The sequence below is a fragment of the Acidobacteriaceae bacterium genome (genome assembly GCA_028283655.1).
GTDB lineage: Bacteria > Acidobacteriota > Terriglobia > Terriglobales > Acidobacteriaceae > Granulicella.
The window spans coordinates 113498-137333 of sequence record JAPWKE010000003.1 but is presented as its reverse complement, the minus strand read 5'-3'; the positions used below and the strand labels follow the sequence as shown (position 1 = coordinate 137333).

Annotated in this window: 22 protein-coding genes; 5 read left to right on the top strand and 17 right to left on the bottom strand. The window is 60.3% G+C overall.

Features of this window, described 5'->3' with window-relative positions:
• Window positions 1-6: 6 nt before the first annotated feature.
• From ftsZ to murC, 5 genes are all read right to left on the bottom strand, one after another.
• Window positions 7-1611: a cell division protein FtsZ gene (gene ftsZ / locus PW792_03375; GenBank protein ID MDE1160971.1), complete on the bottom strand. Its 1605-nt coding sequence runs from the start codon at window positions 1609-1611 to the stop codon at window positions 7-9.
• Window positions 1612-1767: 156 nt separating this feature from the next.
• Window positions 1768-2445: a hypothetical protein gene (locus tag PW792_03370; GenBank protein MDE1160970.1), complete on the bottom strand. Its 678-nt coding sequence runs from the start codon at window positions 2443-2445 to the stop codon at window positions 1768-1770.
• 66 nt (window positions 2446-2511) lie between these two features.
• Complete coding sequence (gene ftsA, locus PW792_03365) at window positions 2512-3738, bottom strand: cell division protein FtsA (GenBank protein ID MDE1160969.1); 1227 nt, start codon at window positions 3736-3738, stop codon at window positions 2512-2514.
• The gene (locus PW792_03360) at window positions 3735-4982 is read right to left on the bottom strand and encodes an FtsQ-type POTRA domain-containing protein (GenBank protein MDE1160968.1); all 1248 of its coding nucleotides are present in this window, start codon (window positions 4980-4982) and stop codon (window positions 3735-3737) included. Before PW792_03360 ends, ftsA begins: the two co-directional genes overlap by 4 nt.
• Before the next feature lie 279 nt (window positions 4983-5261).
• Window positions 5262-6656, bottom strand: coding sequence for a UDP-N-acetylmuramate--L-alanine ligase (gene murC / locus PW792_03355; GenBank protein MDE1160967.1), 1395 nt, complete (start codon window positions 6654-6656; stop codon window positions 5262-5264).
• Window positions 6657-6758: 102 nt separating this feature from the next.
• On the opposite strand from murC, the gene PW792_03350 reads away from it, so the two are divergent.
• On the top strand, window positions 6759-7454 hold the full coding sequence (locus PW792_03350; protein MDE1160966.1) for a hypothetical protein: 696 nt from the start codon (window positions 6759-6761) through the stop codon (window positions 7452-7454).
• A 190-nt stretch (window positions 7455-7644) separates the two neighbouring features.
• Window positions 7645-8604, top strand: a complete 960-nt coding sequence (locus PW792_03345) for a YXWGXW repeat-containing protein (protein ID MDE1160965.1) — start codon at window positions 7645-7647, stop codon at window positions 8602-8604.
• Between the two features lie 53 nt (window positions 8605-8657).
• Here the strand turns inward: PW792_03345 and murG are convergent, their stop codons facing one another.
• The 3 genes from murG to murD are packed head-to-tail and all read right to left on the bottom strand — an operon-like array spanning window position 8658 to window position 12222.
• Window positions 8658-9737, bottom strand: a complete 1080-nt coding sequence (murG, locus tag PW792_03340) for an undecaprenyldiphospho-muramoylpentapeptide beta-N-acetylglucosaminyltransferase (GenBank protein ID MDE1160964.1) — start codon at window positions 9735-9737, stop codon at window positions 8658-8660.
• On the bottom strand, window positions 9737-10828 hold the full coding sequence (gene ftsW, locus PW792_03335; protein MDE1160963.1) for a putative lipid II flippase FtsW: 1092 nt from the start codon (window positions 10826-10828) through the stop codon (window positions 9737-9739). Before ftsW ends, murG begins: the two co-directional genes overlap by 1 nt.
• Before the next feature lie 44 nt (window positions 10829-10872).
• On the bottom strand, window positions 10873-12222 hold the full coding sequence (gene murD / locus PW792_03330; protein ID MDE1160962.1) for a UDP-N-acetylmuramoyl-L-alanine--D-glutamate ligase: 1350 nt from the start codon (window positions 12220-12222) through the stop codon (window positions 10873-10875).
• Here murD and PW792_03325 point away from each other — a divergent pair.
• Window positions 12221-12493, top strand: coding sequence for a hypothetical protein (locus tag PW792_03325; protein ID MDE1160961.1), 273 nt, complete (start codon window positions 12221-12223; stop codon window positions 12491-12493). The two genes, murD and PW792_03325, sit on opposite strands and share 2 nt — an antisense overlap.
• Entirely contained in the window at window positions 12466-12801 is a 336-nt protein-coding gene (locus PW792_03320; protein MDE1160960.1) for a type II toxin-antitoxin system PemK/MazF family toxin, read from the top strand. The genes PW792_03325 and PW792_03320 overlap by 28 nt, the downstream gene beginning before the upstream one ends.
• An 8-nt stretch (window positions 12802-12809) precedes the next feature.
• Here PW792_03320 and mraY read toward each other — a convergent pair whose 3' ends face one another.
• The 9 genes from mraY to PW792_03275 form a co-directional block, all read right to left on the bottom strand.
• Entirely contained in the window at window positions 12810-13943 is a 1134-nt protein-coding gene (gene mraY, locus PW792_03315; protein MDE1160959.1) for a phospho-N-acetylmuramoyl-pentapeptide-transferase, read from the bottom strand.
• Window positions 13944-14030: 87 nt separating this feature from the next.
• Window positions 14031-15428: a UDP-N-acetylmuramoyl-tripeptide--D-alanyl-D-alanine ligase gene (locus PW792_03310; protein MDE1160958.1), complete on the bottom strand. Its 1398-nt coding sequence runs from the start codon at window positions 15426-15428 to the stop codon at window positions 14031-14033.
• Window positions 15425-16933, bottom strand: a complete 1509-nt coding sequence (locus PW792_03305) for a UDP-N-acetylmuramoyl-L-alanyl-D-glutamate--2,6-diaminopimelate ligase (protein ID MDE1160957.1) — start codon at window positions 16931-16933, stop codon at window positions 15425-15427. The genes PW792_03310 and PW792_03305 overlap by 4 nt, the downstream gene beginning before the upstream one ends.
• Window positions 16934-16942: 9 nt before the next feature.
• Complete coding sequence (locus PW792_03300; protein ID MDE1160956.1) at window positions 16943-17302, bottom strand: sulfite exporter TauE/SafE family protein; 360 nt, start codon at window positions 17300-17302, stop codon at window positions 16943-16945.
• Complete coding sequence (locus tag PW792_03295) at window positions 17302-19650, bottom strand: penicillin-binding protein (GenBank protein ID MDE1160955.1); 2349 nt, start codon at window positions 19648-19650, stop codon at window positions 17302-17304. The genes PW792_03300 and PW792_03295 overlap by 1 nt, the downstream gene beginning before the upstream one ends.
• A 38-nt stretch (window positions 19651-19688) precedes the next feature.
• Window positions 19689-20207: a cell division protein FtsL gene (locus PW792_03290; GenBank protein MDE1160954.1), complete on the bottom strand. Its 519-nt coding sequence runs from the start codon at window positions 20205-20207 to the stop codon at window positions 19689-19691.
• Between the two features lie 74 nt (window positions 20208-20281).
• Window positions 20282-21205 (bottom strand): 16S rRNA (cytosine(1402)-N(4))-methyltransferase RsmH, encoded by a 924-nt coding sequence (gene rsmH / locus PW792_03285; protein ID MDE1160953.1) that lies wholly within the window; start codon window positions 21203-21205, stop codon window positions 20282-20284.
• A 39-nt stretch (window positions 21206-21244) separates the two neighbouring features.
• The gene (locus PW792_03280) at window positions 21245-21682 is read right to left on the bottom strand and encodes a division/cell wall cluster transcriptional repressor MraZ (GenBank protein ID MDE1160952.1); all 438 of its coding nucleotides are present in this window, start codon (window positions 21680-21682) and stop codon (window positions 21245-21247) included.
• A gap of 624 nt (window positions 21683-22306) precedes the next feature.
• Entirely contained in the window at window positions 22307-22804 is a 498-nt protein-coding gene (locus tag PW792_03275) for a DUF2127 domain-containing protein (protein ID MDE1160951.1), read from the bottom strand.
• Between the two features lie 213 nt (window positions 22805-23017).
• On the opposite strand from PW792_03275, the gene PW792_03270 reads away from it, so the two are divergent.
• Window positions 23018-23572, top strand: a complete 555-nt coding sequence (locus tag PW792_03270; GenBank protein MDE1160950.1) for a fasciclin domain-containing protein — start codon at window positions 23018-23020, stop codon at window positions 23570-23572.
• Window positions 23573-23836 lie beyond the last annotated feature (264 nt).

Genomic DNA, 23836 nt, shown 5'->3' with positions numbered 1-23836 from the left:
GCCAGCTTAGTGGTTTTTGCGCAGAAACGCCGGTATATCCAGCTCATCGCCATCCGGCGAATTCACATCAGGCGCATAGCCGCCGAAGGTCGGAACCTTTGCTTCAGGCCACTGCGCCTCCGCGCCTGCACTTTCGCGCCGCTCACCATTCGGTGTGCGGAAGAAGTCGTCATCAAAAACCGACGCGGGCACCGGAACCAGCTCCGGCTTCGGCTCCGCCGCCGCCTGCGGAACATACGCTCCGGCAACGCGTTCGCTATGAGAACTCTCTTCACGGAACGTCACCGTCTGCGTTGAGGCCTCGCGCAAAGCAGCCTGCTCACGCGCCTGCTCGTAGTAGGGGTTCGTCGGAGGTGTTATTACACGCGGAGCGTTCGCTTCGGGACGGAAGCCGGGGAAACCTTCCAGCCCATCGTTTGCCGGTGTTGCTAAAACTCCAGCGGGACGCGTCACCGGAATCTCCGGCTCCGCAACCTTCTCTGCAACGGGGGCAGCAGCTTCACGCACCTCGCTGGCAAACGGAGCAGCCTGCGGACGAATGCTAATGCGTGGCGGTTCAGCCGGAGCCTCCGACACACGAGCGCCACCAAATGCGGCCTCACCGAGCATCCGCTCGCGACGCTGGGCCGACTCTTCACGGAAGCCCGTCGCGATTACCGTGATCTTCACGTCATCGCCCATCGCCTCGTCCTGCACCGCGCCAAAGATAATGTTTGCATCTTCGTGGGCCGCGTCCTGGATCAGCGTCGAAGCTTCCACCACTTCGTTCAGCTTCAGGTTCGAGCTACCGGTCACGTTGATCAGAATGCCTCGAGCTCCATCGATCGCCCCAGACTCCAGCAGCGGCGAAGCCATCGCAGCCAACGCCGCTTCCTTCGCGCGGTCAGGACCTGAGCGAACAGCCGTTCCCATCACGGAGTAGCCCATGCCGGCCATCGTCGTCTTCACATCCGCAAAGTCGCGGTTGATGACGCCCGGAATCGTAATAATGTCCGAAATGCCCTGCACTCCCTGGCGCAGCACATCGTCGGCAATGCGGAAGCTCTCAAAGAAGCCCGCATCCTTCGCTACAGCCAGCAGTTTCTCGTTCGGGATCACGATCAGCGTATCGACCGACTCGAGCAGCTCCTGCAACCCGCGCTCCGCCTGCTTGATACGGCGCTTGCCTTCGAAAGCAAACGGCCGCGTCACGACCGCAACGGTCAGTGCGCCCATCTCGCTCGCGAGCGAAGCGATCACTGGGGCCGCCCCTGTACCCGTACCGCCGCCGAGACCAGCCGTGACAAAAACCATGTCCGCGCCTTCCAGCGACTCAATAATCTTGTCCGAGTCTTCCAACGCCGCACGACGCCCGATGTCAGGATTCGCGCCCGCGCCGAGGCCGCTCGTCAGCTTCACGCCAAGCTGCAGTTTTACCGGAGCCTGCGAAGTCTCTAACGCCTGCGCATCGGTGTTTGCGGCGATAAACTCAACGCCTTCAACACCTGCAGCAATCATGCGATTGACAGCGTTGTTGCCACCGCCGCCCACGCCAATGACCTTGATGCGCGCCGAACGCTGCGATTCGTCGTGGTAGTGGATCCTGAGCGAGTCGTCAGGCTGATAGGACATGGTGCATCTCCTCAGGCGTTGGCAAAAATACTTGTTTTGATTCTGCACAACAGGAGTGCGGAATCCCCAGAAGGAAATGCGCGGTTGCCCGCGCATGATGTATCTACTTCGATTCCCCCTGAAGTGCCCGGAGTTACCCAGGCCTCCAAAAGCCTTTTAGTGAGCTGACGGGAAGTGAAACACGACGCCGACTCCAGCCGACATTACGCCGACAGAACTCGCGCCCGATCCATTGCCCAGACGGTTCATATTGCCGATACCCAACTCGATAATTCGCAGGTCCAGCACCGGAAAGATCTTGATGTCCGCGCCGACAAAGCCTTCCACCTGGAAGAAGTTGTCATACTTCGCCGGAGGAACAGGAGAATCAGACGTCGGAGACACAGTCGTCGTGCCAAATGGCTCCGTCAGATTCGAGCGAGCCCAGCCAGCGGAAACCTGCGCATAGGGCTTCAACGCGTGAATCGGGGTATGGAAGCTTGCCTTCACACCCGCCAGCACGTTCTGCGAAGCCGTTGCGCCTGCGCCACCCGCGCTGCTCGTCGCCGAGCGGTTCGCGTGGCCTTCGCCAGCACGCAGATCGAAGCCGATCATCGCCGGGCCATACTTCTTCCAGTCGTAGCTAACGCCGCCCCATCCACCGGTCAGGTTGATGCGTGACGAGTGATCGCCCGCAGCGTTGTTTTCCGTACCCGAGCATTCGTTCTGCGAATCCAGGCAGGTCAGGCCGGTGTGACGCGACGCCGTATACGTGCCGTAAATCGATAACTGTGCATGCGCCGCGGCGCATCCCAACAGCGCCAAACCAAGACCAACGATCCTGCCGAATTTCATGCTTCCAGTGTACCGTTCGCCGCTCCGGAAACACGAACCCCGAGCGTATTTTGTAGACAGAATCCGCTAAAAGCTTCCCGCAAAGATCGACTTCAGCTTCTGCCGCAGCCCCTGCTCTTCGCTCGCCTTCCGAACCTGTGTCCGGTGCGTGTAGAGCAACATGCCAATTGCCACCGAAAACTCCGGCTTGGCCAGCTCCGCAGGCATACGGCTCAGCGGCACCGGATACCCGATCCGGGCAGGTACGCGCAGCAGGCTTTCCGCATGGTCCAGCAGCCCGGTCAGGTTCGCTCCGCCGCCTGTGAACACGCAGCCCGCGCCCATCGCCTCCAGCACGCCACCCTGGCGCAGGTTATCGCGCAGCATCGTCAACAGCTCACGCGCACGCGGCTCCAGAATCTCCGCCAGAAAGCGCTGCCGGACGATCCGTGCCGTCTGCCCGCCCGTAGCCAGGTCGCCGCCGATCTCAATCTCATTCAACTGCGGAACAGCCGTCACCACGCAGTTGCCATACGCGCGCTTCAGCCCTTCGGCCTCATCCAGCGACACATGCAGACCTACTGCCAGATCGTTCGTGAAGTGGTCGCCACCGATCGGCAGCACCGCCGTATGCGCCACCGAGCCTTCGAAGAACACAACCAGCTCCGTCGAGCTAGCTCCAATGTCCACAATGCATACGCCCAGTTCGCGCTCGTCCGCGCTCAGCACTGCTTCCGCCGCCGCAATGCCCTCGAAGACCGTGTCCGTCACCTCAAGCCCGGCTTTGTTCGCGCACGTCACCACCGACTGCGCCGCCGACCCCGAGCACGTCGAGATATGCAGCGAAACCTCCAGCCGATTCCCCACCATGCCCACCGGATCATGGATCGCCGACTGGTCATCCAGGATGAACTGCTGCGGCAACAAATGCAGCACCTCGCGATCAGGCGCCAGCCCGATCGAACGTGCGCGATCGATTGCTGAACGCACGTCCTCGCGCGTGATCTCCTTCATGCGCGAGCCCATACTGATGCCACCCTGCGAGTTCACGCCGCGAATGTGCGGCCCACCGATGCCAACCACCGTGGACTCAATCGGCGCCTTGCTCACGCGCTCCGCCTGCAGCGCCGCCCGGTCGATCACCTCAGCCGCGGGGCCAAGATCGGAGATCACACCGCGTCGCATGCCCTTCGACGGCTCAAGCCCATGGCCGCGATAACGTAGGACGCCATCGACCAGCTCAGCCACCAGCACACAGCTCTTCGTGCTGCCTGCATCAAGAACAGTAATCAGGTTTTCGTTGCGTTGATTCATTGGCTCACCTGCCGGGGATGAACTGGATGCGCATGGGCTGCCGCTCGTGCTCGCGCCAGCTTCTCCGCCATCATTTTCTTCGCTACCGCACTCTTGCTCTCAGCCTTCGCTCGCCGCAGCACAGGCTTCGCCGCTGCTGGCTTTGCCGCCACCATCGCAGCCACAGGAGCCGCTGCCGTTGCAGCACTCGTACTCGGAGCCGCAGCAGCCGCCTGAGTCCCAGCCCCTGGCGCCATCTCCAGCACCACCTGCCGCTCATAGCGCATGTCCGCCGAGCTCAGCTTCGGATACTGCGCTCTCCACTCCGGCAGATGCTGCGCAAACTCGTTGTAGCGGTCGAGAAACTGCTCGTCGCCAAAGTGGACCAGCACATCCGAGCCGTTCATCGCGACCAGCGCCTTCACGTCCTCTGGGTTCGAAACATCCACCTCGCTCAACGTCTCGGTGCGCTTCTTGCCCTCGGCCGAATCGCCGCCCAGTGCCTGCATAAACTTGGCATAGACCTGCATCCGCGCCGCACGCGTCGACAACGCGTCGCCCGGATTCAGCCCCGTCAGTACGGGGAACGAGTAATGCGGATCGCCCGCGGCATCCTGCGGCATATCCAGCAGCACGCCGCTCTCATCCACCAGCCCGATCTGCGTTCCCTGCCGCACAAACGCCACCGGCGTCCGCTCCGTCACACTCACTCGCAGATGGTTCGGTAGCAACCGCATCACGGTCGCATGCTGAATCCACGGCAAACGCTCCAGATCCGCGCGCCGCTCCGTCAGCGGCACCTTGAAGATATTGCGCTCCAGATCCGAACCAAAGACGCTCAGTAACTGCGAGCGCGTCAGATGTTCGTTGCCACTGATTTCAATGTCAGAGGAGGTCGTAATGGCGAAGCGATCATCGCGCAGCAACGAGTGCCGCACAGCAGCGACCGCAACAGCAGCCGCTCCCAGCACCAGAAACGCTGCAGAAGCAAAGACCAGCCGCCCGGCCATGGACTTCGGCACACTGGTTCGCAGGCTGAACTTCGGCGTCGTGCCACGTCGCGGCACATACGCTTCTTCTCCTGTTGATTCGCCAGCAGCAGCCCGTTCGCGCGCACGCTGAAACGCACCGGCAGGAGCCGGTTCCCACGTAGCGGGGGTCTCGGAAGCTTCAGCGAATGGATGCTCCATCTCCGAGGCGTACATCTCCTCCGGCGCATCCAGCACCGCACTTCCGCGAGATCCGCGTTTCAGCTTCAATTTCATACCACGCAGCCCGAGCAAGGCCGCGAGAGAATCGCCTGCCACTGATTCTATCCACGCCAACGCCCACAAAACCGAGCCGTTACAGCGAGGAACCCGCGAAGGAACAGGGGATGAGGTGCAAGGTGGCAGGAAAGCAGGAAAAGCGAAGGAAGTAGGGAGAGACCAGGAAAGTAGGGGAAAGCAAGGAGAGTAGGAAAACGAGGAAGTAGGCAAGAAATAACAGAAAGGAACAGAAAGGGTTAGATCACCTAGCCCTGCCGTCCTACGCCCCTCGCCTCTCTAGCTCTTCAACGCGTCCAACAACACCGGCCCGGCCTGCGAAACACTCCCGGCCCCCAGCGTCAGGATGCAATCCCCGGGCCGCGCGTCCGCTACCAGACGCTCCACCGCCAGAGCGACGGAGTCCGCATACGTCACGCGCCCTCCGCCAGCCTGCCGTATCGCCGCAGCCAGAGTTTCGCCGCTAATGCCTTCAATCGGCTGCTCGCTGGCGGCATAAATATCCAGTACCTGCACCGCGTCCGCATCCCCAAACGCACCAGCGAAATCGTCCATCAAATCTCGTGTACGCGTATAACGATGCGGCTGGAACAAGACCAGCACACGCCCGAAGCCACAGCTCCGCGCCGCTGCCAGCGTCGCCTTCACTTCCGTCGGATGATGGCCGTAATCGTCCACCACCGTCACCCCACGCTCCACCCCCTTGGTCTGGAACCTGCGATCCACGCCTCGGAAGCTCTCCAGCCCGGCAGCAATCTTCTCCGGCGCAATCCCAAGCTGCACCCCTACGGCGACCGCTGCTGTCGCGTTCAGAATATTGTGCTTCCCCGGCACCGACAGCGTGAACGGCCCTAGCACCAGTCCACGCGTGTTCACCTCAAACGTCGAACGCACACCGTTGCCCGTCGGCAGAATTCGCAGCCGGAAGTCCGCCTCCGCACTCTCGCCATAGGTGTAGAGCTTGCGCGTTACGCGCGGCAATACCGCCTTCAGCATCGGGTTATCGATACACGCGGTGATCGCTCCGTAAAACGGCACCTTGTCCATGAACTCAAGAAACGCGCCCTCGACATCCGCCATATCGCGGTAGGTATCCATGTGCTCGCGGTCGAGGTTCGTCACCACGGCCAGCACCGGAGGCAGCTTCAGAAACGAGCGATCGCTCTCGTCCGCCTCAGCAACCAGATACTGCGACTTGCCCAGCTTGGCGTTCGACCCCAGCGCATCCACGCGCCCCCCAACGACCACCGTCGGATCAAGCTCGCCACCCGCGAGAACGGCCGCAATCATGCTCGTCGTCGTCGTTTTGCCGTGCATCCCCGCTACAGCGATGCCGTACTTCAGCCGCATCAACTCAGCGAGCATCTCCGCGCGCTGAATCACGGGAATCTTCCGCGACCGCGCCTCCATCACCTCGGGATTGTCCTTCGCCACGGCAGAGCTGGTCACGACCACATCGCTCGCTGCCGAGTTCCCCGCCGCGTGACCGATATAGATCGTCGCGCCCAGCCCGCGCAGCCTCTCCGTCCCCGGCGACTCGCGCATATCCGACCCCGAAACCGCATAGCCAATCGTCAGCAATATCTCGGCAATGCCGCTCATCCCGATTCCACCGATACCGATGAAGTGGATACGCTGCGAAGGGGCAAAAAGGGCGTGATCAGGAGTGTTCAATGGGCTGCTTCCGGGCGAAAGATCGACTCCTCCATTTTGCATGAAGCCACGGTGCAGCCTATGCTACTTTTCACTCATGAGCACCAGCCGCAGAGGACTTTTATGCGCAAACTGATCTTCACCATATTTTTCCTCGCAACTCTTTCATACTCCTGCTACGCGACAACACCCTTCGTTGGCTGCCCGAGTGATGGGCAAACAGGATCCGAGCCCGCGCCGACCAGGCCAACAGGCATCATCCCAAAGGATCCTAGTGGCCAACTTGCCTACTACCAAGCCAAAGGCGGCCCCGGCATTCTCGCACCTAAAGGTTGGCACTGCTTCGCTCTTGAGGGATCGGACGGCCATCAACTCTTTGTCCGTCCCGAACCGATTTCCACCAGTGACTACTTCAACTCCAAACCGAGATGGAGAGGCATCACCGGCTATGGCATTCAAGTAGCGGAGATGTTAGGCGACACATCAGGCCGCCTTGCGGTGGCGAAGACCGTCGCACGTGTCTTCCCCAAATATAGGAGTTACGCGCGAAGCGTCATAGCGGAGGGCATTGAACCTGCGAAAGATTTCCCATTCGGCCCCTATCCAACCGACAAGCTAACCTATCGTTCCGACACCTTCGTTGAGTTCACTACGCCTCCCAACACGAAAGGCATCGGCACAGACAGCTGGATCCACCCTAACGATCAATCGATCCACGGAACGATTCAATTCGCCCCCAAGGGCGATCACGAGATGACAGCCATCTACCTACGCCTGCCTGCACAGTTCGAAAATCTTATACCGCTCATCCTCAAGTAACAAACGGCTATCTGGCCCTGACACTATCTTTGGAGAGCAAAACTCCGCGCAACTCCACCGACACACTTGTGTCTAATCTGTACGAGAGCCGGGAAAGAGCAATACCGGTCGCAAATTTCTCGCGTGGGCCGCGAAACCTGCAGCAGATTCGCAGGAAAAACCGAAGGCCACGCGTGGCAGGATTGAAATCATGAAGATCAAGGGCGCAATTCGTACTACCCTCGCAGTCGCCGTGCTCGGCGTTGCGGCACTTATTCAGGCTCCTGCGGCACAGGCACAGGTCGCCGTAGGCATTACCGCGGGCTACGCACCGCCTCCGATCCCGGCATACGATCAGCCCGAAATCCCCGGCGACGGCTACATCTGGACGCCCGGCTACTATGCCTGGGGCCCCGACGGCTACTACTGGGTCGACGGCGCCTGGGTTATGCCTCCCTACACCGACGCTCTTTGGACGCCCGGCTGGTGGGGTTGGGGTACCGGAGGCTATTACTGGAATGCCGGCTACTGGGGTCGTACTGTCGGCTACTACGGCGGCATCAACTACGGCTTCGGCTACTTCGGCGTAGGCTTCTACGGCGGCTACTGGAACGGTGGACGCTTCTGGTACAACCGCTCCTACGGCCACTTCGGCCCCGGCTTCCGTGGCTCGGTCTACAACCGTCCGTACGCTGGCTATAACGGCCATCCCGGCGGAGCCTCCTTCCAGTCGCATCCGCCCTCGCAGTACTCCAACGGCGGACACGGCGGTGGTGGAAACTTCAACCATGGTTCGTCCATCAACGGTCGCGGTTCGGAGGGGTACTCTAACCACGGTGGACAGCCTGGCGGAAACTCCGGCTACAACAACCATGGCGGCGGACAGCCCAGCAATGGTGGCGGAAGCTATAACAACGGCGGAAGCAACAACCGTAGCGGAAGCACATCCACCCCCCAGAGCTACAGTGGCGGACAGTCCAGCGGATACCACGGCGGCGGGCAGCCTTCTGGAGGAAGCTCCGCTCATGGAGCCCAGTCTTCCGGTGGCAGCTCGTCCCACGGCGGTGGACAGCCTTCCGGTGGTGGCGCCTCTCACGGTGGTGGCGCACCCAGCGGTGGATCCCACGGCGGCGGTGGCGGCGGAAGCCACAGCAACGGCGGACACCACTAGACCCGCAAGAACAGCAACGGCTGAGGCAACCCGCCTCAGCCGTTTTCTTTTCTCTACCCTCTACCCTCAGCCAGCCGCACAACCATTCCGGCTATGCGGTCCAGAGCTCCCGGCTTGGCCAGCGACCGCGCGGCACGCGACATATTGCTCCGCAGTGCCTGATCCCTCAGCATCTCCAGCAGATTCTCCGCCAGCACCTCGGCCGTCACATCGCGTTGCAGAATCATCCGCGCCGCACCAGCCTCTGCCAGCACTTCGGCGTTCTTCCGCTGATGATCGTCCGCAGCCTGCGGAAACGGAACCAGCAGCGACGGCTTGCCCGCCGCGCATAGCTCACTGACCGTAGAACCCGACCGCGCCAATACGACATCCGCTGCGGCATACTGCGCAGGCATGTCTGCCAGAAACGCCTCGACCGACCACCGCGCAGGATCAGCCTCGCTCGCCGCAAACGCCGCACGAGTCATCTCCAGATGCCGTGCACCGGCCTGATGCACCACCGTCAACCCCGGCACCTCGCGCAGCAAACGAGCCACAATTCGCGGCATCAGATCGTTAAATATCTGCGCCCCGTTACTACCCGCCGTCACCAGCAGACGAGGCTCACCACCAACCTTCTCCGGGATCGCGAAGATCTCCTCGCGCACCGGCACACCCGTCACCTCAGCGCCGTGAAAGAACGGTACGGTCGCCGCAAAGTTCACCGCCGCCGCACTCACGCGCTTGCCCAGCAAACGGTTCGTCATCCCCGGCACAGCGTTCGGCTCATACATCAGCGTCGGCACGCGCATCAGCACCGCTGCCAGCATCGCTGGCCCGCTGGCATAGCCGCCTACGCCCACCACTACCTGCGGCTTGAACGACCGCATCAGCGCCATGCACTGCAGCACACCGCGCGGAAGATCGAGGTACGTCTTCAGCTTCGTCTTCAAACTCACCCGGTTCAACTGCCCTGAGCGCACCAGCTCCAGCCGAAACCCGGCTTCGGGAACCAGCTTCGTTTCAATGCCGCGCTGCGTGCCCACGTAGACACACTCACCGTCATACTCCTCTCGCAGTTTGCGCCCGATCGCCAGCGCCGGAACCACATGCCCCCCGGTGCCTCCACCGGCAATGATCACTCGTAACGCCATCAGTCAATCTCTCTCGTCACATTCAGCAACACGCCCATACACGCCAGCATGATCGCCACACTCGTGCCACCGGAAGAGATGAACGGCAGCGGAAGCCCCTTATTCGGCACAATCGACAGCACAACGCTGATGTTGAAGAATGCCTGCACCAGGATCGTCGTCGTCATACCAAACGCCACAAAGCGTGCAAACGGATCGGTCGACCTGTACGCCGCCCGCAGCCCACGAAAGCCCAGGACACAGAACGCAGCCAACACCAGCAGCGCGCCAATCAGCCCCAGCTCTTCGCAGATCACCGCGAAGATAAAGTCCGTATGTGGCTCCGGCAGAAAGAACAGCTTCTGCACGCCTTCCATCAAACCCTTGCCGTGGATACCTCCCGTCCCCACCGCGATCAGCGACTGCAGTGTGTGGTATCCAACCCCGCGGGGATCGGCTTCCGGGTTCCAGAACGCCATCAGTCGCGCCCGCCGCCATGCCACGCGGAATAGCATGAAGTACATCACCGGGGTAGCCGCCAGAATTGCAGCGCCGATCCATTTCATCTGCATCCCTGCGAGATAAAGCATCGCCATCAGCACCACGGCACAAACCATCGCCGTGCCGAGGTCGGGCTCTTTCAAGATCAGCGCAATGAACACCAGCGGCGGGAGCGCCGCCGGCAGAATCGTCTCTTTAATGTTGTCAATCTGGTGGATACGCGTCTGCAGAAACCATGCCAGGAACAGCACAATCACCGGCTTCGCCAACTCACTCGGCTGCAGGGTAAAGCCACCAAAGCGAATCCAGCGATGCGCTCCATTCATCGCGCCCATCGCAAACACGGCCAGCAACAGCAGCGCCGTAACTCCCATCATCGGGAAGATCACCTTCGGATTGTTGTAGCGGCGATAATCCACCTTCATCAACACAAACAGGCCTACCAGCCCGATCGCGACAAACACAGCCTGCTTCGCCACAAACGCGTACGGTGAACCCTGCGTCGCCTTCGCGATGACGGCCGATGCCGAAAACACCATCACCAGCCCGAACATCACGAGCGTAAGCACCGTGCCGAACATCCATTTGTCTACGCCTACGCGCTTCGCCATCGCCCGCTACCCTCTTGGCCCAACGCGAACGATCGCCTTCACCGCTACAAGCGGCCAACGATCTCCTTGAAGACGCGGCCACGATGCTCGTAGTTCTGAAACTGATCAAAGCTGGCACACGCCGGCGCCAGCAGAACAACGTCGCCCGTCACCGCCAGCTCCTTCGCCAGCAACACCGCGCGCTCCATCGTTCCCGCTCTCTCTATCTTCACGACACCGGACAGTTGCCGCTCAATCTTTTCCGCAGCCGTACCAATCGTGATAACCATCTTCACCCGCTCGCGCAGTAGCGAGGCCAGCGTGGCATAATCCGAATCCTTGTCCTTGCCGCCGAGAATCAGGTGAACGCCGCCCACAAAAGCCTCCACCGCCTTCGCCGTAGCATCCACATTCGTGGCCTTCGAATCGTTGTAGTAACGCACGCCATCTACCTCGCGCGTGAACTCCAGCCGATGCTCCACAGCCTTGAACGTCGCCACCGTCGCGCGAATCACTTCGCTCTCGACACCCGCCAGCTTCGCCATTACCACCGCAGCCAGCACATTCTCCACGTTGTGCTGCCCGGCCAGCGGAATTTCGCTCACCGGCAACACCGGCTCAAACGGCCCATTTTCTTCGCGACGAAACACCACCGCATCGCGATCCACAAACGCTCCGCGCTTCACCTGCCGCTTCGCGCTAAACCAGAAAATCTGCGCCTTCGTCTTCGCAGCGACCAGCTTCGTCGGCTCATCCTCACCGTTCAATACCAGGAAATCACTCGCATCCTGCTTCTCGGTGATGCGCGCCTTCGCCGCCGCATAGTTCTCAAACGACCCATGCCTATCGAGATGATCGGGCGTAATGTTCAACACCGCCGCAATGCGAGGTTTGAACGTCTCGATCGTTTCCAGTTGAAAGCTGGAAACCTCAAGCACAGACCACGTCTCCGCTGTCGAGCCCTCCACCATCTCGGTCACAGGCGTACCGATATTCCCACCCACCTGCGTAGGCTTGCCAGAGGCCTGCAAAATCTCGCCCACCAGCGTCGTCGTCGTGGTCTTGCCATTCGATCCGGTGATCGCAATCACCTCACCTGCGAGGAACTGATACCCCAGCTCCAACTCGCCGATCACACGCATCCCGAGCGCGCGTACCTGCTTGATCTCCGGCACGCTCAGCGGCACACCTGGCGAAACTACAATCAAATCCTGCCGACGAAAGGTCAGCAAGCCATGCCCGCCAACCTCAACATCGACAGCACTATCCAACAACCCCGGAAGCTCCGCAATCAACGTCGCCGGACGCGAATCCGAGATCGTCACCCGCGCTCCACGCTGCTTCAAAAAGTGCGCCGCCGCAAGCCCGCTCTTCCCAATGCCTGCAACCAGAATCCGTTTGCCTTTGACGTCCATGCTCATCCGCGCAAATTCCTCGACTGCTATCATCGCACTGTATCAAGATCGCCAGCGCGAGGTTGAGATGACAAGGTCTGTTGAGGTCGTAATCGACAAAGTCGGCAATATCCGCCCAGTAGATGCGTCTATTACTCTGCCCAATGGTCACGCAACGCTGGTCTGGGACTCAGCAGATCACGAACTCTACCAGGCCTCAGAACAAGCACTCGCCGACTGGTTGCGACCGGAAGAGGACGAAGCATGGGCATACTTGCAGCTGGTCAAGTAGTCGCTGTTCCATTTCCTTACTCCGACCTCACAGGTCGCAAGCTTCGCCCAGCGTTGCTTCTCGTGCCGTTACAGCATCACGACTGGATTATCTGCCAAATCACAAGCAATCCTTTTGCAGATCGCTTTGCCGTTGCACTCGACAAACCATCCTTCGTTTCCGGCGGCCTTCCTCATGTGAGCTATGCTCGCCCGACGAAGTTATTTTCAGCACATGAGAATCTCATCACACAAACGCTCGGCCAGCTAAGCACCACAGCCTTTGAGCAAATTCGAGAAACATTAATAGCTGCAATTCGTTCAGCCTGACTCACGTCCTACCTCAGCTTCAACGTAGTCAACGCAAACAGCGCAAACACCAGCGCCAGAATCCAGAACCGCGCAATCACCTTCGACTCGCTCCATCCCAGCAGTTCGAAGTGATGATGAATCGGCGCCATGCGGAAGATACGCTTGCCTTTGCGCAGCTTATAACTGCCCACCTGCAGCATCACACTCAGCGCTTCCAGGATGAACACACCGCCTATAAACGGCAGCAGCAGTTCCTGCTTGATCACTACCGCGACCGTCGCAATCGCGCCGCCCAGCATAAGCGATCCAACGTCACCCATGAAGATCTCCGCCGGATGAGCGTTGTACCAAAGGAAGCCGATCGAGGCCCCCACCATCGCTCCGCAGAAGATCGTCAGCTCGCTGACCGCAGGCATTCGCTGCAGCTCGAGATAATTTGAAAACACCGCATGGCCACTCACATACGTCAGCATTGTCAGCGCACCAGCAGCGATGATCGTGCAGCCAATCGCTAACCCATCCAGCCCATCGGTCAGGTTCACGGCGTTCGACGAACCCGTGATCACAAACATCACAAACAGCACGAACGGCAAAAAAGCCAGCGGCCAAAGATGCGTATGTAGCAGGCTGTCGATAATCAGGTTCGGCCTGTACTGCTTCAGAAACGGCACGACCAGCCGCGTCGAATAAATGCCGCGCCAATCCAGCACCAGCAGCGCAATCGCCACCGCTCCACTCGCCACAAACTGACACAGCAACTTCTGCTTCGACGTAAGCCCAAGGTTCCGCTTATGCACCACCTTGATGTAGTCATCTGCAAAGCCAATCGCCGCAAACGCCAGCGTCGAGAAGATCACCAGCCACACAAAGGGATTCGACAGATCGCTCCAGAGCAGCGTCGGGACCAGAATGCTGATGCAGATCAGCACGCCGCCCATCGTCGGCGTACCACCCTTCTTCTGGTGGCTCTGCGGACCTTCTTCGCGGATGTACTGGCCAATCTGAAACTGCCGCAGCCGATCAATCACAAACGGTCCAATCAGCAGCCCGATCAGCAACGCCGTCAGGCTCGCGAAGACGCAGCGAAACGTAACGTACCGAAAAATTCGGAACAGGCGAAAGTACGGAAAGAGCTTTTGATAAAGCAGCCAGAAAAGCAAACGCGCGAGACCTCCGGCTAAGAATACGCGGGGCGTATCGCCTTCGCGATTGTTGATTTCGACACGGGAACCTGCAAGGCCAATGGTTTACGACAACACGGCAAGCGCCCGCTCCAGCCGAACCCCACGCGAAGCCTTCAGCAGAGCCACATCACCATCCCGCAGCTGCGTCTTCATCCACTCGCCAGCCTCTTCCGGCGTTTCGACAAAGTGCGCTTCCGCACCGGCCTCCCGCGCAGCGTCTACCAGCGCCGCCGCAAGCCCATGCACGCCCACGACAACATCAATCCCCGCATCGGCCGCAGCTTTGCCGCACGCCCGATGCAGCGCCTCGCCCTCCGGCCCCAACTCGCGCATCTCGCCCGCGACCAGCACCCGACGCTCAGCACCCGTTCCTGCCAGCGCCCGAATCATCGCCTGCAGCGCCGAAGGGTTCGAGTTATACGTGTCGTTCACGATCATCGCGCCGTTCCACTCCAGCGTGCTGCCGCGCTTCTCCGTTGGCTGCAGCTTCTCCATCGCCGCCACCGCATCGCCCAGCTCAACGCCCGCTTCGCGCGCCACCGCAAAGGCCGCCAGCGCGTTCAGCACATTGTGCCTTCCCGGCAGATGCAAATGCACAGGCCAACGCGTCTCCACACCCGGCGCGACGCCCTCGCTCACGCGAACAAACTCTGTGCCAAACAACCCGCGCTCGGTAATCTCCGTCGCGCGAACGTCAGCGCCCTCGTTCGTGCCATAAAGCACCACCCTCACCACAAGCCCTTCGCCGAAGCGACGCACGCGCTCATCATCGGCGTTCAAAAAGGCCACACCATCCGCAGGCAGAGCTTCAATCAGCTCCCGCTTCGCGCGCGCCACGCCATCAATCCCATCGGCGAAGAACTCCGTATGCGCCATGCCCACGTTCGACACCACGCCCCAGTTCGGCGCAGCAATCTTCGCCAGCAGCGCGATCTCGCCCGCGTGGTTCATGCCCATCTCGACCACGGCAACCTCGTGCTCCGACTCCAGTCGCAACAGCGTCAGCGGCACACCGAAGTGGTTGTTGTAGTTGCCTTCCGTCTTCAGTACAGCGAACCTTGCCGCCAGCACTGCAGCGATGCACTCCTTCGTCGTCGTCTTCCCCGCCGACCCCGTCACGCCGATAACACGCTTGCCCCAATACCTGCGCACGGCGCTCGCCAGCTTCTGCATCGCGTTCAACACACAGTCGTCGCACTCTTCCGGCACACGCAACAGCAGGCACTCATCAAAGCCCGAAGGAGCCAGCCAGTGCTGGCTCACCACCGCAGCCACAGCGCCGTTCGCCAATGCCTGCTCGATAAAGTCGTGCCCATCCAGCCGCTCGCCCTTCACCGCAAAGTACAAATCACCCGCACCAATCGTGCGCGTATCGATCGAGTACCCCAGCGCTTCCTTCGCCGAGTCGAACTCGCCCTCTGCATGAATCCAATCCGCAATCTGCCCCAGCGTCAGCTTCAAGCGCTCAACTCCTTCAACACCTTCGCAGCCTCAGCTACGTCATCAAACTCCACCGTGCGGTCCGCGAATGTCTGCGTCTTCTCGTGCCCCTTACCCGCCAGCAACACAATGTCTCCGGGCTTCGCCGCACGAATCGCAATCTCAATCGCTGCGCGGCGATCTTCTTCCACCACAAACTCACCGGCGAACTGCCCCACAGCTTCGCGTACGCCAGACATCACTTCATCAAGTATCTCCATCGGCTCTTCGCTGCGAGGATTGTCACTCGTAAGCACCACGAAGTCGCTCGCCGCAGCAGCCACGCGGCCCATCTTCGGTCGCTTTGTGCGATCGCGATCGCCGCCACAACCAAACAGCGTAATCACACGTCCACCCCGCGGAGCTACCAGATCATGCGCCAGCCGCAGCAGGTTCGCCAACGCATCCTCGGTGTGCGCGTAATCCACCACCACCGTAAAGCCAGCAGCCTCGCTCCCCGGCACCACTTCAAACCGTCCCGGTGCAGCCTTCAACTTCGCCGCAGCTTCCACCACCTGCTCCAGCGACAGTCCCCGAGCCAACGCCGCACACATCGCCGCCATCAAGTTCTCGACGTTCACCATGCCCGTCAGCGGAGAAACCACCTGCACCGTCTTCTCCGGTGTCACAAACGCAAACTCCGTCCGGCCTGCAGCCAGCGCAATCTTCTCCGCACGATGGTTCGCACTCTCCGTCGTTCCGTAGCGCACAACGAACTCTTCCCCGTCGTACGCATCCATCATCAGGCCCGCAAACTCGGCGTCGTCATGGATCACCGCCACACGCGGCGCTCCGCCACCCACGCCATGAAAGAGCTTCGCCTTCGCGCGTGCATACTCCTTCATCGAGCCGTGATAATCCAGATGGTCCTGCGTCAGGTTCGTGAACATCGCCACATCCACCGGCACGCCCCACACGCGCTCCTGATCCAGCGCATGCGAACTCATTTCCATGACCACTTCCGTGCATCCGGCCTTCACAGCCTCGGCAAACAACGCATACAGGTCACGCGCTTCCGGCGTCGTGTGCTTGCTCTCCAGCACCTGCCCGGCAATCCGAGTCTCCACCGTACCCAGCAGCAGCAGCTTGCGTCCAACGGCTTCCAGCAACTGAGCCAGCAGAAACGCCGTCGTCGTCTTGCCGTTGGTGCCGGTCACAGCACTCACCTTCAACACTCGCTCAGGATGTCCGAACAACGCAGCACTAGCTTCAGCCAGCGCTCGCCGACCATGCTCCACCAGAGCCACAGGAAAGTCCTGCTGACCCAACACATCAAACATCTCTCGCGAATCCGTCAGCACAGCTACCGCGCCAAGCTCACGCGCCTTCGCGATGAACTGATTGCCGTCCACCGTGCCGCCACGCATCGCTACAAATAAATCGCCCGCACCCACACGTCGGGAGTCATACTGCACCCCCGTGACATTCACATCCGCACCGCCGAAAGCGAGAGGGTTTACCTCTTCCAGCAACGTTCGCCACTGCATCCTGTTCTCCTATCGCTGCACCAGCATACGTATCGCCACCACCAGCAACATGCCGCCAAAGCATCGCCGCGCCACGGCTTCCGGAAGCCGCTGCGCCCATTGTGCGCCGTAATACCCACCCACAGCCAAACCTATTCCAAGCACCGCGCCAAGACGCCAGTTCACATGCCCGGACCGCCAGTAAGGAATCAGCGGCCCCAGCCACACCGGCGTCAACGCAATGAAGAGCGCCGTTCCTTGTGCCCGTAGTTGCCTCTCTCCGAAGACATACACCAGCGTGGGAATCAGAAACGCACCGCTTGTTCCCGCCAGCCCCACACACACGCCAATCAACAGACCAATCGGAACCGCGAGCCAGAGCGAAGGCATCAGCGTGCGAACCTCACAACCACTTCCGTGCCGGGAGGCACCATCGTCCCCGCAGCGGGGGCCTGGTCCTTCGCCAGTCCGCTGCCCAGCATCTGCACACGCAGCCCCAGCGCACCGGCGTTCTCCACCACGCTGCGCAACGCCTGCCCGTGGAAGTCCGGCACAGCCACACGCTTGCCTGCATCCACCACCACGGCCGTGGAACTGCGTACTTGCACAGAAGGCTGCACCGTTGTGGCTGGCACGGGCGTCGTTACGCTCGCCCCCGGCATCACCGAGGTCGTATTCCCATTCGCATGGAACGCTGCCAGCACCTTATCCGGCAGCCCCAGAATACCCTTGCGCTGACCCGACGCTAGCGCCGCACGCTGCGAAGCTTCCGCCGCGGCAGCATCTGCCACCTGGTTCGCTGCAATCGCTGCTGCGGCCTGTGGCTGGCGCAAAGGATCATCCGGAGGCAATGTGTTCACCTCGTCATACATCGCCTGCAGATCGCTCGAAGGCTCCACATCGCTCGGGCCATCAGCCTCTGGCTTCACCGCCGCCAGCTCCTGTGTAAACTGCGTCTTCGACTTCAGCGGCTGGTCATGCGGTACACCCAGATACTCCAGCACTTCCTGCGCAACCTCGCTGAACACCGGTGCCGACGTCGTTCCACCGTAGCCCGTTCCCACGCTGGGCTGGTCAATCACAACCGCCACAGAAATCGCCGGCGCACTCACCGGGGCGAATCCTGCAAAACTCGCCACCAGCTTCGTGTGCGAGTACGTATGCGTCGCCGGATCAATCTTCTCCGCCGTGCCCGTCTTACCCGCCGAGCTATAGCCGTTCAGCGCAGCCAGCCTGCCCGTGCCCTCGGTCACGATGCCCTGCATCATCATGCGCATCTTCGCGCTGGTCATCTCGCTGATCACGCGCCGGGAACCATCCGGCAGATCCTTCGGCAACTGCATCACAGGCTTGAACGGACGCGTCGCCAACCGAGGATCACCCTTCACCTCGTCCGTCGACTCCAGCAGAACGTGCGGCGGCAGATACACGCCACCATTCGCAATCGTCGACACCATCGTCACCAGTTGAACAGGCGTCACGCCCACTTCCTGGCCGATAGCAATCGACATGAAGCTCGTCGCGCCCCACTTGCGCGGATTCCGCAGCAGCCCGCGCGTCTCACTCGGCAGTTCAATGCCGCTGCGATCGCCAAACCCGAAGCCCTTGATGTACTTGTAGAACTTGTCGTTGCCAAGCTTCATCGCCAGCTTCGCCGCGCCCACATCGCTCGAGTGCTCCAGCGCATACTGCACGCTCACCACGCCGAAGTGGTCGTCTTTATCGTCATGCAGCGTACGGCCATACATCGTCCACGCGCCGCCCTGGCAATCGACCTTGTCCGTCGGCTCAACACCTGCGCCATCCAGCGCCGCTGCATACGTCACGAGCTTGAACGTCGAACCAGGTTCATACACATCGCTCACCGCGAGATTATTCAACTGGCCGGGCTCAATATGCCTCGAATCATTCGGATTGAAACGCGGGCTCACCGCCAGCGCCAGAATGTTCCCCGTGTGCGGGTCCTGCACCACAATCGTTCCGTGCAACGCCTTGAACTTCGCCACCTGCGCATCCAGCGCGCGCTCCGCCATGTACTGGATATTTGCGTCGATAGTAAGCACCAGGTTCTCACCCGGCATAGGCTCACTCTCCACCGAACCCATCACATGCCGCTTCGCATCCACCGCCGTGAGCATGTGCCCCGGCGTGCCATGCAACTCATCGTCAAACTCGCTCTCCAGGCCGGCCAGACCGTTGTCATCCGTGCCCACATACCCCAGCACATGCGCCGCTAGATCAGAGTTCGGATAGAAGCGCTTGAACTCTTTCTGGAAGTACACGCCCTTCAGGTTCAGCTCACGCACACGCTGCGCTGTATCCGGATCAAGCTTGCGAGCCACCCATGCAAAGTTGCGCGAGGCATTGAAACGCGCCATCATCTGGTGTTCGCTTGTAAACCGGTCCTGTGGGTCCGTATGAACGATCTTCGCCAGCAGCTCCGCAGCGTTCTCGCGGTTCTCGCCCAGCTCCTTCGGCACCGCATACACCGAGTCCGTCAGCACCGTCATCGCCAGCTCGCGAAGGTTGCGGTCATAGAGCACACCACGCCGCGGGGCCACCTCAAACGTACGCTCCTGCTGCTGCGCTGCGCGTTCCACGTAATGCTGGTGCTGAATCACCTGCAGCCACACCAGGCGCAATGCAATCACAATCGTCCAGAAGCAGAAAAACATCGCCACATAGACAAAGCGCACCCGACGAATGGGTGCGGTCAATGTCTGTCGCGATGTTTTCATGGGGACCCTGCTGAAAAATGTTGTAGTAGACGACCTCGTTAGTTGACGAAGGGAGCGCCTGGCAGCTTCGCCTGTGCAAGCACCGTGCCGTCCCCGCCATTCGGGCGAACAACCTGCCCAGGCAACGGCTCATCCAGGCCAAGCTGCTTCGCAATGCGGTCAATGCGGCCCGGATCGCTCAACTGCGCTTCGCTCAAACGAAGCTGGCGGTTGGTCTCACGCAACTGCTCCACCTGCTGCTTCTGCGCTTCCACCTTGTAGCCCACTTCGATCGCCGAAAAATGCTGGTAGACATACACCATCGTCAGCATGAAGAAGACCATCGTCACCACGGTGAACGTCTTCATCTCGCGGCGGCGTTCAGGATCATCCGCCTTCACAATGCGGCTGTTGTCCAGGTGTTTGGTGAAGAACATCTCAGGCGTAGGCCCGCGACGACGCGAACGCTGCGCTTCATACAGCTCACGGTTACGGTCTGCCATGCTCACGCCGCGGCCAGCCGCCTTGCGAGAGTGCATCCGCTCCATCTGTTCGCCTGCCATTACCATCGTCGCCATTGTTCTGCCTCCAAAAGCCTTCAGCCTTCACCGTTCCCGTTACAAATACCGGCTGCGCTTTCGAGCCCAACTGCTCACCTCGGCCTAAGCCTCGGTTGCCTTACAAAAATCTTCTCTGCCGCGCGCATCTTTGCACTGCGACTGCGCGGATTCACTCGCGCTTCTTCTTCTGTTGCCACAACCGGCTTACGTGTGAGCATCTCCCACTCACCCTTCTGCGCGCCGTCGCGAAACGCATCCTTCACCAACCGGTCTTCCAGCGAGTGGAAGCTGATCAGCACCACTCTGCCACCCGGCTTCAGCAAGCTCCCCGCGCTTTCCAGCAGCGATCGGATCTCACCCAGCTCATCATTCACGCGAATTCGGATTGCCTGGAAAGTGCGCGTCGCCGGATGAATCTTGTCCGATTTATTGGGCGGGGCAGCGGCCGAGACGATTGCTGCAAGCTCTGCAGTACTCGTCACCGGCCGCGCCCGCACAATTGCTCTGGCGATTCTCCGCGACCTCCTTTCCTCTCCGAATTCGTAAATCAGGTTGGCGAGATCCTCTTCGTCCGCCTGATTTACCACTTGTTCGGCCGTCAGCTCGCTGCGTGCGTCCATGCGCATATCCAGCGGCCCATCGGCCCGAAAACTAAACCCTCGTGCAGCTTCATCCAGCTGCATGCTGCTGACGCCAAAATCCGCCAGCAGACCATCGAGCGACCTCGGCGCGATCACTTCGCGCGCCTCAGAAAACGCTCGCGGCACAAACTCAACCTGCGGCATCTCGGAACCCAGTTCAGCAGCAACTCCTGCCAGCCGTTCCTTCGCCAAAGCCATCGCCTTGGGATCGCGATCAAACGCGATCAGCTTGCCGCTCGGTCCGAGCCTCCGGATAATCCCCGAAGAGTGCCCACCGAACCCCAGCGTCGCGTCTACCACCGTCGCGCCGGGCTTCAAATTCAGATAGTCAAGACATTCATCGAAAAGAACCGGAACATGTTGCGGCTTTTCCATCGGTCATCCGCCTCATGCGCTCCACTCAGGAGCAAAGTCCTACAAACCAATCACACCCAGAGCTTCGATATCGGCATCCGTCAGAGGCTCTGCCTCAAGCGCCGCCTTATGCTTCTGGTCGTTCACCACTGCCAGGAACGTCTGCTGCCCCAGTACCGCAACATCGCCTTCGATCACGGCCGCACCGCGCAATACCTGCGGAATCAGCAACCGGCCCTGCCCATCCATCTCAACCACCTGGCCGTAATAGTTCGTTACGTCCAGAAACTTGCGCTTCGCACCCGAAGCGGGAGCCTTCGCGATCGATTCCTCGATCTTTTCCCACTCCTTCATCGGGTAAATCTCCGCGCGCTTGCCGTCGCGGCTCGTGATGAAGAACTGTGGCCCGTACAACTCGTCGACGCGGCGCTTGAAATCGGCAGGAACCTTAAGGCGTCCCTTTTCGTCGACCCGAGCTGGATGATTTCCGCGAAACACGTTTATTGCCTTTCGGACACGGAACCTAGGCGACTACTTCCTTCAGAGCCCGGAACGACGTAGGATTGAGTCGAAATCTTGCTTCGGTCAACCCCTTTAGACCACTTTTAACCACTTGACTCCACAAGAATCTCGCAAGGCACCTCCCGGTGCAAGCCCTAAATTGGGAACGCCGCAGAATTTTTCGCGGCATAAGTGTGGAAAAAACAGCGGATAGCTGTAATCGGTAACACCACCACTACATATAGTGTTTGCATGGCTGAGTCGTAGCAAATGTCTTACTTGCGACGGAGTTCGCTCTCAGCTAAAGGCGAAGCTGGGGCGAAAATACACCACAAAACTCAGTATTCATCATGGTTCAGCGCATTCGCGAAATCCTGAATCGAAGTCACCAAACCGCATTCCTCACCTGCGAACCTCACTCCCGAAACCATTTTCGAGCTCTGAGTGGAAGAAAGTGGAGCAGATCGGCAAACCGCAAAACCAGAATCGCTTCCTGCCGCCAATGTTGTGGCGCAGACACGAAATCCCCGGGGCGCAACGCCACCGGAGTAGAGGTGGCCTAGCCCGCCGTCTCGGTCACAAAAAGAAGGGTTTTCAGACCCGACAACGCACAAGCCCTAACTACTCCACGCGCTTGCGTCGGCTGTTCCGCAGGATCAGCAGCAGATACCCCAGCACCACCAGGTTCAGCACCAGCAATCCCGCCCGAAACATATTGGGATCGTGAATCAGCTCATAAATCTCCCACGGCAGCGCCAGCACGGTCAGGGTGATGGTGAAGTACTCCGCCCACACCTTCTCTAGGTAAAGCCCAGTTCCCTCCACCACGCACACGCCGGAGTACAGCAGCGCAAAGAGCGCGGTTCTCCGAAGCTGGTGCCCCTGGATCAGGTCTGCGCGATCCAGCAGAAACCGCACCACCGGGCCTTCCGTGTCGAGTCGAAAAATGCTGGCAATATGCATCGCCACATTGCCGACATCGCGATGCACCAGATGCAGCGCCCCAAAGCCCACGCAGACAAAGAAGAGCGCTTTGCCCAGCTTGAAGAGCGCAACCAGCAGCAATCCGCCATCATGGCGCGATGTCTTCTTCGTCGCAGCTCCGCTCTTCGTGCTCATCGTTTTGGTGACCGCATCCATCGCTTTGAGTTGACGAGCGAACGGCCCTCTTTGTCAACGCAACGGACCCTGCCTCGCAAACACCATCAAAAGAATTTTTCGCCCAAGGCAATCCACTTCCCTCGTGGCAGCGTTTCCATCATGTTGCTCGCTCCGGCCGGAGAAGCGAACTGTCCCGCACTTCACGCACCACGTACCAGGAGGATTTTCCCGATGAAGAAGACACTACTCGCTTTCGCGGCCGTCGCCGCTCTCGCACTCACCACCGGCGCAGCATCCGCACAGAAGATGGACCCCACCGTGGGTGGCGCTGCCATGTACCCCACCAAGACCATCGTTGAGAACGCAGTCAACTCGCCGATCCACAAGACGCTCGTCGCAGCCGTCAAGGCTGCCGGGCTCGTCGACACGCTCAACTCCCCCGGCCCCTTCACCGTCTTCGCTCCCACCGACGAAGCCTTCGCCAAGCTCCCCGCAGGCACGGTGGAAAACCTCGTCAAGCCCGAGAACAAGGCCACGCTCACCAAGATCCTCACCTACCACGTCGTCCCCGGCAAGATCTCATCGAAGGAACTGATGAAGTGGATCAAGAAGGGCGGCGGCACCTACAGCGCCAAGACTGTTGAGGGCGGCATGCTGACCTTCACCATGGACATGGGCAAGATCAAGATCACGGACGAAAAGGGCGGCACAGCCTGGATCACCACCGCAGACGTCTTCCAGTCGAACGGCGTCATCCACGTCATCGACACCGTCCTGATGCCCTAACAAAATCTCTCAATGAAGACGCACACTTCACGGCGTGGGCTTCGGCCCACGCCGTTTTTTGCCCGAAAACAATTTGGCGCTCGCACCATGAGGGTGATGCGAGCGCTTCTTTGGCAGTATGCGCTGCCAAAGCCTGATGTCTAAGCCGAAAAGAAACTGCAGCACAGCACGGAGACAAAACACTGCGCTGCAGCCAGGAATCGAGCATATGAATGGAGAACCACAAACCTGAGTCGAGCGGCAGCAAAGCTGAGAGGCTTACCA

Bases quoted from the DNA above. Each gene is read 5' to 3' on its own strand.
- PW792_03350 (MDE1160966.1), top strand. From the start codon at position 6,759: ATGCGCAAACTGATCTTCACCATATTTTTCCTCGCAACTCTTTCATAC.
- ftsW (MDE1160963.1), bottom strand. From the start codon at position 10,828: ATGGCGAAGCGCGTAGGCGTAGACAAATGGATGTTCGGCACGGTGCTT.
- PW792_03275 (MDE1160951.1), bottom strand. From the start codon at position 22,804: ATGAGCACGAAGAGCGGAGCTGCGACGAAGAAGACATCGCGCCATGAT.
- PW792_03295 (MDE1160955.1), bottom strand. From the start codon at position 19,650: ATGAAAACATCGCGACAGACATTGACCGCACCCATTCGTCGGGTGCGC.
- PW792_03325 (MDE1160961.1), top strand. From the start codon at position 12,221: ATGCTCATCCGCGCAAATTCCTCGACTGCTATCATCGCACTGTATCAA.
- rsmH (MDE1160953.1), bottom strand. From the start codon at position 21,205: ATGGAAAAGCCGCAACATGTTCCGGTTCTTTTCGATGAATGTCTTGAC.
- PW792_03290 (MDE1160954.1), bottom strand. From the start codon at position 20,207: ATGGCGACGATGGTAATGGCAGGCGAACAGATGGAGCGGATGCACTCT.
- PW792_03305 (MDE1160957.1), bottom strand. From the start codon at position 16,933: ATGCAGTGGCGAACGTTGCTGGAAGAGGTAAACCCTCTCGCTTTCGGC.
- ftsA (MDE1160969.1), bottom strand. From the start codon at position 3,738: ATGAATCAACGCAACGAAAACCTGATTACTGTTCTTGATGCAGGCAGC.
- PW792_03270 (MDE1160950.1), top strand. From the start codon at position 23,018: ATGAAGAAGACACTACTCGCTTTCGCGGCCGTCGCCGCTCTCGCACTC.
- PW792_03320 (MDE1160960.1), top strand. From the start codon at position 12,466: ATGGGCATACTTGCAGCTGGTCAAGTAGTCGCTGTTCCATTTCCTTAC.
- PW792_03300 (MDE1160956.1), bottom strand. From the start codon at position 17,302: ATGCCTTCGCTCTGGCTCGCGGTTCCGATTGGTCTGTTGATTGGCGTG.
- PW792_03360 (MDE1160968.1), bottom strand. From the start codon at position 4,982: ATGAAATTGAAGCTGAAACGCGGATCTCGCGGAAGTGCGGTGCTGGAT.
- ftsZ (MDE1160971.1), bottom strand. From the start codon at position 1,611: ATGTCCTATCAGCCTGACGACTCGCTCAGGATCCACTACCACGACGAA.
- PW792_03370 (MDE1160970.1), bottom strand. From the start codon at position 2,445: ATGAAATTCGGCAGGATCGTTGGTCTTGGTTTGGCGCTGTTGGGATGC.
- murD (MDE1160962.1), bottom strand. From the start codon at position 12,222: ATGGACGTCAAAGGCAAACGGATTCTGGTTGCAGGCATTGGGAAGAGC.
- murG (MDE1160964.1), bottom strand. From the start codon at position 9,737: ATGGCGTTACGAGTGATCATTGCCGGTGGAGGCACCGGGGGGCATGTG.
- PW792_03345 (MDE1160965.1), top strand. From the start codon at position 7,645: ATGAAGATCAAGGGCGCAATTCGTACTACCCTCGCAGTCGCCGTGCTC.